General features: G+C 69.8%; 7 protein-coding genes and 2 tRNA genes. 4 read left to right on the top strand and 5 right to left on the bottom strand.

The window, feature by feature from the left end; translation table 11 throughout:
* Nucleotides 1–98: 98 nt before the first annotated feature.
* Nucleotides 99–172, top strand: a tRNA-Lys gene (locus tag ABZS61_RS19335).
* Nucleotides 173–248: 76 nt separating this feature from the next.
* Here the strand turns inward: ABZS61_RS19335 and ABZS61_RS19340 are convergent.
* The 3 genes from ABZS61_RS19340 to ABZS61_RS19350 form a co-directional block, all read right to left on the bottom strand.
* Entirely contained in the window at nt 249–839 is a 591-nt protein-coding gene (locus ABZS61_RS19340) for a lytic polysaccharide monooxygenase (RefSeq protein ID WP_356422225.1), read from the bottom strand.
* A gap of 159 nt (nt 840–998) precedes the next feature.
* A complete protein-coding gene (locus ABZS61_RS19345; protein WP_356422228.1) occupies nt 999–3020 on the bottom strand; it encodes an SPFH domain-containing protein in 2022 nt (673 codons plus the stop codon).
* Between the two features lie 60 nt (nt 3021–3080).
* Nucleotides 3081–4361, bottom strand: coding sequence for a peptidoglycan-binding protein (locus tag ABZS61_RS19350; RefSeq protein ID WP_356422231.1), 1281 nt, complete (start codon nt 4359–4361; stop codon nt 3081–3083).
* A 172-nt stretch (nt 4362–4533) separates the two neighbouring features.
* Between ABZS61_RS19350 and ABZS61_RS19355 the strand changes: the two genes are divergently transcribed.
* From ABZS61_RS19355 to ABZS61_RS19365, 3 genes are all read left to right on the top strand, one after another.
* A tRNA-Lys gene (locus tag ABZS61_RS19355) sits at nt 4534–4607 on the top strand.
* A gap of 446 nt (nt 4608–5053) precedes the next feature.
* Nucleotides 5054–6964, top strand: coding sequence for a cellulose synthase catalytic subunit (locus tag ABZS61_RS19360; RefSeq protein ID WP_356422234.1), 1911 nt, complete (start codon nt 5054–5056; stop codon nt 6962–6964).
* Nucleotides 6961–8895, top strand: coding sequence for a kelch motif-containing protein (locus ABZS61_RS19365; RefSeq protein WP_356422237.1), 1935 nt, complete (start codon nt 6961–6963; stop codon nt 8893–8895). Before ABZS61_RS19360 ends, ABZS61_RS19365 begins: the two co-directional genes overlap by 4 nt.
* A 107-nt stretch (nt 8896–9002) precedes the next feature.
* On the opposite strand, the gene ABZS61_RS19370 is transcribed toward ABZS61_RS19365, so the two are convergent.
* Both ABZS61_RS19370 and ABZS61_RS19375 read right to left on the bottom strand, forming a co-directional pair.
* Nucleotides 9003–10373, bottom strand: a complete 1371-nt coding sequence (locus ABZS61_RS19370; protein ID WP_356422239.1) for a DUF1996 domain-containing protein — start codon at nt 10371–10373, stop codon at nt 9003–9005.
* Between the two features lie 42 nt (nt 10374–10415).
* Nucleotides 10416–12119 carry a discoidin domain-containing protein gene (locus tag ABZS61_RS19375; protein WP_356422517.1) on the bottom strand — a complete coding sequence of 568 codons (1704 nt, stop codon included), beginning with the start codon at nt 12117–12119 and terminating at the stop codon, nt 10416–10418.
* Between the last annotated feature and the right edge of the window lie 12 nt (nt 12120–12131).

A 12131-nucleotide genomic window follows, 5' to 3' on the forward strand; every position in this document is an offset into this window, starting at 1 on the left:
GGAAGGGCGCAGGGCCGTGGGAGGTGGGGCCGCCCGGGGTGACGCGGGCACGTGTCACCAGCACCCTTGAGGACCAGGTATTATTTTCGAGTCACCAGGCGCCGTTAGCTCAGTTGGTTAGAGCAGCTGACTCTTAATCAGCGGGTCCGGGGTTCGAGTCCCTGACGGCGCACAGACAACGCAGTGGGCGGTTTCCGTAAACGGAGACCGCCCACTGCGCTGTGTGCTGCCGGTTACCCGGCTACGCCTCAGAACTGGACATCGGAGCACGCGTAGAACGCGTTGGTGGTGTCCGCGACGTTCCAGACGGCCAGGATGATGTGCTTTCCGGTCTTCTGGGTGGGGATGGTGCCCTGGTGGGTCAGCGTGGCCGGGGGCTGCTGGTTCCCGTACGGCACCGTCATGAAGGGCTGCGACTCCAACGCGGCCCTGGTGAGCGGCTGGCTGGAGTTCCAGCCGTTCTTGGTGATGTAGTACCGGAAGTCGGACGTGGAGTGGCGTGCGGTGAACTGCCAGCGGAAGCCGTAGCCCTGCCCGCCGGTGACCTTGGTGGCGGGCCAGCCGCCGCCTCGGGGGTCGTCGAGCTGGGCGAACTGACCGTTCCCGCCGGAACAGATCTTGCCGTCCGCAGGTCCTGCCGCCGGGAAGCCCTTGGGGCCCTCGACGCTCTGCGGCTCCCACTGGATGTTTCCGCAGTTGGTGACGGTGCCGTTGGCACAGAGCTTCTGCCGGCTGATGGGGGTGTCCGTGTAGCCGTGGCTACTGGCACTGCCGGTCGCGAACATGGAGACGCCCGCTATCGCAAGGCCGATGACGGCCGCGCTTGCCCTTTTCCGCATGCTGTGTCGCTCCTAGAGAACGTGGGGGATGTTCCGGGGGCTCGTACTGCGCGCAAGTTGTGCGGTCTAGACCAAGTCTCAGATTATTGACGCGGCATGAACATGTCCAGACCAATGTGGGAACGGTTTCGGCCGCCACCGCCGGGCCCCCGGAACTGGTCAGGCCCCCTCACCTCCGCTGCGACCGGTGTAGAAGGCCACCGTCAGATCCCTGACCAGGGCCTTGTGTTCGTAGGCGTCGAGCTCGACGATGCCGCGCGAGGTCAGCCGGCGGACGGTGTCGTCCACCGCGTCGACCACGGACGTCAGCACGCCGTCCCGGTGCTTGGCGTCGATGGCTGCCACCCGGCACCGCTGCATCGCCGCCGCGACCTCCGGGGCGTACTCGATCCCGGTCGGCTGGGCGGAGTACACCTCGATGCCCACCGGCACGCAGTCCGCCTTCAGCATCCGGGTCAGTGCGTCGCCGACGGTCTCGGCGTCGCGCAGGGTGCGGGTCTCCTCGTGGAAGGCGTCGGCGGGCAGCTGCGAGAGCACCCGCGCGAGCGCCGCCTCCACCTGGTCGCGCAGGTACTGCTCGTGGTCCGCGACACCGAGCGCGGCCCGCGCGGTGTCCTTGATCCGCCAGACGACGAGGACGACGACGCGCAGGGCGGTCCCGCTCGCGTCCACGGCGGACAGCGGCTCGCTGCGCCAGTGCCGCAGCCGTACGTCGACGCGGCGGCGCAGCAGGAGCGGGGACACCCAGATCAGGCCGGTGCGCCGGGCCGTGCCCCGGTACTCGCCGAACAGGCTGAGCACCGAGGCGTACCCGACCCGGCCGCGACCGAGACCGCAGAGCGCGAAGAGGACCACGGCCGCCGGCAGTGCGAGCAGCGCCCACGTCCCGGTACCGATGCCGTCGTACGGGCGGGCGCCGATCCCGAGGCGGCCGGTCACGGCTACGGGCAGTGCGCCGGTCCACCAGAGCAGGGCGAGTCCGGCGCCGGTTCCGGCCGCCGCGGTGAGCAGCGCGGTCCAGCCGGGGAGCACGGGCCCGGGACGCTCGGCGAGCCGGGGATCGGCGAGGGGCGCGGGCCGGGTGGGCGCCTGCTCCTGGGGCGAGCGCGGCACGGGCGGCCGCCGGACACCGGGGCGCCGCACCGCGACACCGACACCGGCTCCGTCTCCGGCTTTGGCGATGCGGTCGGTGTCGGTTCCCGGGCCGGTGCCTGTGCCGGTTCCGAGGCCGGTGCCTGTGCCTGTGCCTGTGCCGGTTCCGAGGCCGGTGCTGCCACCGGTGGGCTTGCTGTCGTGGCCGCCGTGGCTGTCGTCGTCACGGAAGAGGAGGTGTACGGGGATGGGCGCGGTCGTCTCGTTGGCGATGACGGACTGCCGCCGCCCCGCCCCCCACCACGCACCGGGGTCCCCGCTGCCGGCGGCTGCTTCCGAGGCGGGAGCCGAGTCCCACCACCTGGGCCTGGAGCCGCCGTCGCCCATCCGGTCCCACTCCCCCGGCGCACCGGCGGCGAGGACCGCCCCGTGCACCCCGGCACTCCGGCTCGTCGGGGTGGACACCGCGAACACCGCACCCGGAACCACCTCGGGCCGGAACTCGGGCCGGAACTCGGGCTGGAGCTCGGTATCGGTCGTTGTCCCGGGCTCCAGGCCGAGATCCGGGTCGTGGTCCGCCCGGCCCTGGTCCGCCCGCCCGCCCTCACCTTGGCTCGCCACGGCAGCCGCCGTTCCCGGATCCGGCGACACCACGGCCCCCGAGTCCTCCACGACAACCACCACCGGAGCGAGATCCGGAGCCGGATCCGGCTCGACGGCCGGCACCGGATCGGTGACGAGGACGACGGCAGGACCGGCCCCCCACGCCTCGCCCGCGCCCTCGCCCTCGCCCGGTCCGGGCGCCTGACCCGCACCCACCCCCGCCGGCACCGGCTCGGCAACCTCCGCGCCCCACCTGTCCGGGTCCCCCGCCCGGACCTCCGGCACATCCCCCGCACCGGTCGCGGGCACCTCGGCCTGCGCCGAGTACCCGGTCGGCGACGCTTCCGGCCCCGGGGGCCGCACCGCCCCCGGCACAGCAGCACCCGTCGCCACCCCGGGCGCGACACCGGGCACCGGTACCGCGCCCGGTCCGTCGCACCCGGCTGCCACCGGCTTGCCGGCCCACTCGTTCTCCGTGGATCGCATTCCAGCCTCCGTCATGTCCGTTCCGTCCGTTCCCACACCGCCGCTACCGTGTCGCCGCCGTCACGCGAAGAGCCGCCGCCAGGTCTCCGGCCCCGGATACCCGTCGGCCGCGCCCCCGCGCCAGCCCTGGGCCCGCTGGAAGGCCTCGACGTTGCGGCGGTCCGCCTCCGTCCATCTGCGGCCGGGGCCCGTCGCGTACTGCGCGCCGTATCCCTTCGCCACCAGCTGGGTGCCGAGCTTGAGGACGTGGCTGTTGGACTGCCCCGGCCTGAAGACGCCACGGCCGGGATACGCCGGGGCGGCGCTCGGACTGCCGCCCGATCCGGCGGCGGGAATCTTCCGCCCGGTGCCCTTGACCAGCAGCTTCCAGGTGTCCGGGCCGGGGATGCCGTCGGCCTCCTTGCCCTTCCATCCCTGCGCCTTCTGGAACGCCTGCGTGGCCCGCTTGTCCGCGTCGCTCCAGCGCGGCCCGGCGCCCTTCTTGTAGAAGCGCTTGCCGCCCTGGGCGATGAGCATCTTCCCGAGCCGGGTCACATGCGCGTTGTCGGCCCCGGCGCCGAACTTCTTCACGCCGGGGAACGCGGTGCCCGACCCGCTGTCACTCGTTCCGCTTGTGAGGCCTTTGTGGCGGTACGCAACGTACTTGGACGAGTTGCTCCAGTACGCCATGGGCGTCGTCGCCTTGCGGGTGTGCGGGCGGGTCTGCTCGTAGGCGAGGTAGTGACTGTGCGTGCTGTCGGTCCAGCCGCCGAAGAGCGTGACGTGCGAGCCCACCGCGGGGTCGGCCAGGTTGTGGAAGAGCAGCATGTCGCCGGGCTGCAGATCGGCCCGGGAGATCTTCGTCCCGAACGAGGCGAGGCTGCCGGTCCACTCGTTGCTGCCGAGGTTCCAGGCCATGGACACGTAGCCGGAGCAGTCCTGCCGGTACCCGTCGGACCAGTACTTCTCCATGTCGTAGGGGACCTGTGAGGACACCCACTTCTTGGCGCGGTCCATGATGGCGGTCCGGGTCGTCGCGCGGGGCACGGAGTCCGGCCCGGACGGCGGCCCCGGTGCTCCGGTGCCGTTCAGGGGCCCGGCCGGGCCCTGCGGGGTGACGGGCTGGGGGTCCGCGACCCCGGTGGCCCCCGCACTCCGGTGGGCCAGGGACGCCGCTTCGGCCGCCCCGCAGGACAGGACCATTCCTGCCGCGGTGACCAGCACGAGCGCGCGCCGCGCACCGTGGGCGGCCGGGTGGCCGCCGTACCTCACCGGCAGCGCGGCGGCGCGCCGCTGCTGGGCGCACCCGGCGCAGCCGCAGTCGATGGCGGGTTCGTACTCCTCGAAGACGGGCACAGTCATGCCACTCCCTCTTCCCCTCCACAACCGTCGGATCTTCCGTTTCTCACCTTCATGACAGACATTTCTCATGTTGACGGACCAAAGGTAAAAAACGACCATCCGACAGGCCGTACCGGCCGGGAATCGGTCAGGAGCACTCCGGCGGATCGGGTAGAGTTCTCCAGGTCAGCAGGCGCCGTTAGCTCAGTTGGTTAGAGCAGCTGACTCTTAATCAGCGGGTCCGGGGTTCGAGTCCCTGACGGCGCACGCACCAGCAAGACCCCCTCACCGAGCGTGAGGGGGTCTTGTTCGTATGCCCGAGGGCGGAGCGGTTCCGTGGCGCCGGCATCCACCTCCGCACGCCCCTTCACACACGTCACCCAAATCGTGCGTATGCCCGGTAAACAGCCTGTTTCACCCTTGCGATCACGCCACAGGTCGGACAACCTGTCCTGGTGCCGTCGACTCCAAGGAGGCTTCGGGGGAATGCAGTTGAGACGACGGAAGCAAGCGTTCCGGTTGCTTTGCCCGCGGGGTGGGGGTCCCGCTCGGGCGTCGATGCCGAGGAGGCATCATGCAACCGGAAGGGTTCCATTCCATGTCTGTGTGGACGGTGGCCCTTCACAGAGTGCGGACGCGGTGAACGAGGGGACCCGGCCGCGGACGAAATGACCGATCAACCACGCAGACGGCTTGCGTGCGGGGGGATGACCATGACGTCGACGCCGCCAGGCGACCGGCACGACAACGACCCTTCCCAGACGACACAGCTGCGGATACCGCCGCAGCTGCGCGCCGGGGGATCACGGCGGCGTACGAAGAAGGCGCTGCCGCGCTACGACTACGAGCACTACAGCCGGCTCGCCGGGCCCCTGACCCAGCCCGACCCGACCCGGCCGTACGCGGTCCAGTACCGCTCGCTCCTCTCGCAGGAACCGCACCGGATCCGCGCGGCCCTGCTGCTCGGCGCGGCACCGCTCCTCTCGCTCGGCCTGTTCGCCTGGCTGATGCAGCCCGAGCACTGGACGGAGCGTGACCCGAACCTCAAGAACGACACGCTGCTCGTCCTCGACATCGTCATGCTCGTCTCCATCGGCCTGATCGAGCTCTTCCGCACGATGAACGTCCTGTCGAACGCGCACGCGACGCTGGTGGCCCGTGACCCGGTCCCCGTCGTCCCGGAGACCGGCACCCGGGTCGCCTTCCTCACCTCCTTCGTCCCGGGCAAGGAGCCCCTGGAGATGGTGACGAAGACGCTCGAGGCGGCGGTGAGGATCAGGCACCGCGGACTGATGCACGTCTGGCTGCTGGACGAGGGCGACGACCCCGCGGTGAAGGAGGTCTGCGCCCGGCTCGGGGTGCACCACTTCTCCCGCAAGGGCGTCGCGCACTGGAACCAGGCCAAGGGCCCGCACCGCGCCAAGACCAAGCACGGCAACTACAACGCCTGGCTCGACGCGCACGGCGACGCCTACGACTTCTTCGCGTCCGTGGACACCGACCACGTCCCGCTGCCCAACTACCTGGAACGGATGCTCGGCTACTTCCGCGACCCGGACATCGGCTTCGTCATCGGCCCGCAGGTCTACGGCAACTACGACACGTTCGTCACGAAGGCCGCGGAGTCCCAGCAGTTCCTCTTCCACGCGCTGATCCAGCGCGCCGGCAACCGCTACGGCTCACCCATGTTCGTCGGCACGAGCAACGCCGTACGGATCTCGGCCCTCAAGCAGATCGGCGGTCTGTACGACTCGATCACCGAAGACATGGCCACCGGCTTCGAGATCCACCGCCACCGCAACCCGCTCACCGGCAAGAAGTGGCGCTCCGTCTACACCCCGGACGTCCTTGCCGTGGGCGAGGGCCCGACCGCGTGGACGGACTTCTTCACCCAGCAGCTGCGCTGGTCCCGGGGGACGTACGAGACGATCCTCAAGCAGTACTGGAGAGGCTTCGGCACCATGCCGACGGGCAAGCTCTTCAACTACACGATGATGATCATCTTCTATCCGATGTCCGCGATGAACTGGATCCTCGCCGCACTGAGCTGCGCCCTGTTCCTGGGCATGGGCGCCTCCGGTGTGCAGATCGACCCGGTCATCTGGATGATGCTGTACGGCAACGCCTCGGCGCTCCAGATCGGCCTCTACATCTGGAACCGCCGCCACAACGTCTCGCCGCACGAGCCCGAGGGCTCCGGCGGCCTCGCCGGCATGGTGATGTCCGCACTCTCCGCGCCGATCTACGCACGCTCGCTGATGGACGCGGTGCTGCGCCGCAAGAGTTCGTTCGTGGTGACGCCCAAGGGCGACTCGTCCAGCCCGGACACCCTCTTCGGCACCTTCCGTATCCACCTGTTCTTCATCCTGGTCTTCGGTGGGTCGATCGCCGCGTCCTTCTTCAACGGACACAACCACCCGGCCATGCTGACCTGGGCCTGCCTGGCCCTGCTGATCACCGCGGCACCGATCTTCGGCTGGCGGCACTCCGTCCGTGCCGCAAGGAAGAAGAAGCGCCGGGGCGGCTCCGACACCCCCCGGCCGCAGCACGCTCCGCAGGAGCAGCCCACCTGGGCGGGGAACGACCAGACCATGCAGATCGCCCTTGGGGGACGTAAGCAATGAAGTACCGTCCGAGCCGCCGTACCCGCCGTCTGGCGATCAGTACGGCGGTGGTTCTGGCTCTCGCGGGTGCGAACGGTCCGTGGCTGTACCGCGTCGGCACCGAGCGCTACCACGAGTACACGATCAACAAGCCGGAGTACAAGGCGGAGAACGGCCACTGGGACTTCCTGGACATCCCCTCCGAGTACCGGATCAACACGATCCACGCGGCGCTGCTGCACACCGGCAAGGTGCTGCTCGTCGCGGGCTCGGGGAACAACCAGAAGAACTTCGACGCGAAGAGCTTCCGCTCCGTGCTGTGGGACCCGAAGGCGAACACGTACAAGAACATCCCGACGCCCAAGGACATGTTCTGCGCGGGCCACACGCAACTGCCCGACGGCAAGCTCCTCATAGCCGGCGGCACGAAGCAGTACGAGAAGCTCGAGGGTGACGTCACCAAGGCCGGCGGCCTGATGATCGTCCACAACGAGGACCCCGACAAGCCGGTCACACTGCCCGCGGGCACCCGCTTCACGGGCAAGGAGAACGGCCGGACGTTCGTCACCAAGGACCCGGTGCTCGTCGAGAAGGCCACCAAGGTCTTCGACAAGCAGACCGGCGCCTTCCTGCGCAACGACCCAGGGCTGGGCCGGATCTACGTCGAGGCGCAGAAGTCCGGTGCGAAGTACGAGACGGGCACCGAGGACAACTACCGGATCGCGGGCCTGTCAGGCTCCGACACCCGGAACGTATACGGAATCGCGCAGAAGCTGGCCCTCGACAAGAAGGACTTCCAGGGCATCAAGGAGGCCTACGAGTTCGACCCGGTGGCGGAGAAGTACATCACCGTCGACCCGATGAACGAGGCCCGCTGGTACCCCACGCTGACCACGCTCAAGGACGGCAAGGTCCTCGCTCTCTCCGGCCTGGACGAGATCGGGCAGATAGTCCCCGGCAAGGACGAGGTCTACGACCCGAAGACCAAGGAGTGGGAGTACACCGGCATCGTCCGGAAGTTCCCCACCTACCCGGCGGTCTTCCTGCTGAACAGCGGCAAGCTCTTCTACTCCGGCTCCAACGCCGGCTACGGCCCGGCGAACGTCGGCCGCGCCCCCGGCATCTGGGACCTGGAGACCAACAAGTTCGAGAAGATCCCGGGACTCGGCGACCCGGACAAGATGGAGACGTCGGCGACCGTACGGCTCCCTCCCGCCCAGGACGAGAAGTTCATGGTGATCGGCGGTGGCGGCGTCGGCGAGTCCGAGAAGTCCAGCGAGAAGTCACGGCTGGTCGATCTCCGGGAGGACGACCCCAGGTTCAAGGACGGCGCGTCACTGTCCGAGGGCACCCGCTACCCGAGCGCCTCCCTCCTCCCCGACGACTCCCTGCTGGTCACGGGCGGCTCCAACGACTATCGCGGGCGCGGCGGTTCGGACAGCCTGCAGGCCCGGCTGTACGACGCGAAGTCGGACACGTACCAGCGGGTCGCGGACCCGGCGGTGGGCCGCAACTACCACTCCGGTTCGGTCCTGCTGCCTGACGGACGGGTGATGATCTTCGGTTCGGACTCGCTCTACTCTGACGAGTCGAACACGCGGCCCGGCACGTTCGAGCAGCGGATCGAGATCTACACGCCGCCGTACCTGTACCGCGATGCCCGGCCGGAGCTCACGGCCGGACCGAAGCGGATCAAGCGGGGCGGCACGGGGCTGTTCACGACGCAGCACGCGTCCTCCATCGCGTCGGCGAAGCTGATGCGGCCGAGTGCGGTCACCCACGTCACGGACACGGACCAGCGGTCGATCGCGCTGGACCTGGAGAAGACGGCGGACAGCGTCACGGTGACGGTCCCGAAGAACCGGGCCCTGGTCCCGTCGGGCTGGTACATGCTCTTCGTCACGGATGACAAGGGCACACCGTCCGAGGGCACGTGGGTCGAGGTCCCGTAGAACCTCTCCGGCATCGAACGTCACGGTGCGCGACGGGCCGGCCGCCGGCTGCTGGGTGCAGCCGACGGCCGGCACTGCCGCGAACAGTGCCGCTGCCGTCCGGGGTGTCAGAACCTGCCGGCGGAGTTGCACTTGGCGCTCTGCACGACGCAGTCCTTCACCCGATGCCCCAGAGCCGCGTCGTCCCAGGCGTTGAAGAAGTCGCCGTGGATGGATGACGCGAGGCCCGAGGACAAGGAGAGCCCGGCCGGGCTGCCACCGGTCGGGTAGCCGATGACGAAGGAGACGGAAGGAATAGCGACGGGGTGGTCGCCGCTGCACTTCCCGTTGCCCATGAAGGCGACGTGCGACTTGTGGTCCGGGCTGTCGAGGTGCTTGCCGTCCCAGCAGTCAGGGAAGACCAGCTGGTACACGAGGTTGGCTTTCGGAGCGCATACGGGCCAGTTGCCGTCGGAGCTGCGGCCGATCTCGCCGCCTTCTCCGGCGCAGAAGAACTGGTTGACCGAGCCCGCCGGGGTGGGCACCTGCGACTTGGCGTTGCCCGCGATCATGCGGAAGCCCTGCGGGAAGGGCACCGTCGCCGAGGGGTCGAGGAGCCTCGACCCGTAGTAGACGATGACGCCGTCGGGTTCGACGGCCTTGCCTCCTTCGTAGAGGGTCGGGATCCAGTAGGCGGACAGGTCCTCGGCCGGGGTGCAGCTCGTGCCGGTGTGGGCCCGCAGGCTCTGGGGTGTGGTGAACGCGTCGGTGCTCCTGTTGCCGAAGAAGCTGTGCATGTGGGACGCGCCGGGCAGGCCCGGGACGACGATCGGGTCGTCGGGCTTGGAGTGGCTGTAGGTGCACGTGGCGTTGAACTCGGGCACTCGGACCGAGTCGGCCGGCACCGCTGCCGGTGTCATCGCCCGGAACTGCGCGAGTTGCGCGTTCCATGCGGCCTGGTCGACGGCCACCCATCCGGGCGTTCCGGCACCGCCCCCGCTGTTGAAGGAGAGCCAGTTGAGGTTGACGAAGTCGCCCGGCACGGGACTGCGCAGCACGGCGAACACGGTCTGCGGGCCGGTGGGGTGCGTGGCGACGTCGGCCTTCAGGGTCGTCCACGTCTGCCAGCCACCGGTCGGGGAGACGGAGAAGGTGGCGAGCAGCGTTCCGGTCAGCGATCCGGTACGCAGCTCCACGGCGCCGGCACCGGTGGCGGAGGCGACGCGGGCCGAGACCGCCAGGGGGCCTGCGGCGCCGAGGTCGACGCCGTCGAAACGCATCCAGTCGCCGTCGGCGAGGTAGGCGGCGTTCTGCCCGCCGCCGGTGTCCCCGGTCGTCTCCAGGCCGACACCCGACTGGGCGGCGTACGACTCGGCCTGGACGACGACGGCCGCGGCCCAGGCGGGCCGGGTGGTGAGGGTGATGCTGAGGGCGGCGGCCAGGACGATCGCCAGCGCCCCCGCCAGGAGCGTGTAGATGGGTAAGGGATGTCTGCGCATGTCACTTCCTTACGGACGTGGGGTGCGAGGTGGGGGGGCCGGCTACTGGTAGACGCGCACGTAGTCGACGAGCATCTTCGCGGGGAACGGTGTCGTGGGGTCGGTCGGGCCGGGCCAGTCGCCGCCGACCGCGAGGTTCAGGATCATGTAGTGCGGGTGGTCGAAGATCCACGGGCCCCGGGTCTGCTCGATCTGCTCCTTGTCGAGCGTGAGGACGGTCCGTCCGTCGAGGCTGTAGACGATCCCCTTGCTGGTCCAGTCGGCGGTCCAGGTGTGGAAGTCGTCGGAGTAGTCGGCGTCCTGGGGCAGCCGGTACGGCGCTCCGATCCCGCCGGCGCCGTTGTACGCGGGGGCGTGGACGGTGGAGTAGGCGGTCTTCACGTCCTTGCCGAGGATCTCCATGATGTCGATCTCCCCGTTGTACGGCCACGGCCGGCCGGTCAGGAAGTCGCCGCCCATCATCCAGAAGGCGGGCCAGAGGCCGTTGCCCTTGGGGACCTTGACGCGGGCCTCGACCCGTCCGTAGGTGAACTGGAAGGTGGCTCCCGTGTTCATCCGTGCCGAGGTGTACTGGCAGGTGGTGCTGCCGGTCAGCGGGTCGGGCGGGCATCCCTGGCCAGGGGTTGCCTCCTTGCGCGCCTCCATGACGAGGTGACCGGCTCCGTCCAGTGCGGCGTTGCGGTGGTCGGTGTAGTACTGCAGCTCGGCGTTCTGGCCGGTGCCCGGGTCGGCCCGCCATTTCGCGGGGTCGGGCCGGCCACCGGCGGCGCCGTCGAACTCGTCGCTCCACAGGAGCTTCGGCGGGTTCGCCGGATCGGCCGGGAGCGGCGGGGTGGGTAGCGGCGCCCCACCGGTTCCGTACACCTGGAACTCCCACAGGGAGTAGCCGTAGGCGGTGGCGCGTTCCGTCCCGTACATGCGGACGTGGCGACCGGTGCCGGAGACGGTCAGGGTCTGCTTGAAGCCCGTGCCGGTGGTGGTCGAGTAGATCGGGGTCCAGTCGGTGCCGTTGGGGGAGACCTGGATCTGGAAGGACTTGGCGTAGGCCGGGTCCCATTGGAGGACGACCTTGTGGATCTGCGCGGTCGCGCCCAGGTCGACGGAGATCCAGCCGGGGTCGGTCCAGCCCGTGGTGGGGCTGGCGGCCCAGCGGGATGCGGGGTCGCGGTCGAAGGCCCGGGCCGGGGTGCATTCCCAGCAGTTGGAGTCGGCTTGGGAGGAGGAGGCCGCGCCCGGCCGGCCGTACGAGAGGAGGGTGTCCCCGCCGCCGGGCTGGTCGCCTTCGGACGTCCGTACGGTGAAGGACCACAGCGAGTAGCCGTAGGCGGTGGCGCGCTGGGTCGCGGCGAGCCGGACGTAGCGGCCTGTTCCGGCGACGGTCAGGTCCTGGGTGCCTCCGGAACCGGTGGTCGTCTCGTGGACCGTGGTCCAGGTGGCGGCGTCGTTCGACACCTGGATCCGGAAGGCCTTGCCGTACGCCGCCTCCCAGGCCAGCCCCACACCGCAGACGTTCTTCGCGGAGCCGAGGTCGATCTGGATCCACTGGGAGTCCGAGAACTCGCTGGACCATCGGGTGCCGGGATCGCCGTCGACGGCGTTCTGCGCGCCGAACGGGCCCTCGGTGCTGGACGCGGTGGCGGGCCTGCCGCGCGCGGCGTCCGCACTGCCGCAGACGGCGGCGGCGCGGGCGGGCGGGTCGGGAAGGGCGGTGAAGCTGAGCAGGGTGGCCGCGACGGCGACGGACATGCCGAGGCGGCG

Origin of the sequence: Streptomyces sp. NPDC005566, assembly GCF_040605575.1 — a bacterium.
Taxonomy (GTDB): domain Bacteria; phylum Actinomycetota; class Actinomycetes; order Streptomycetales; family Streptomycetaceae; genus Streptomyces.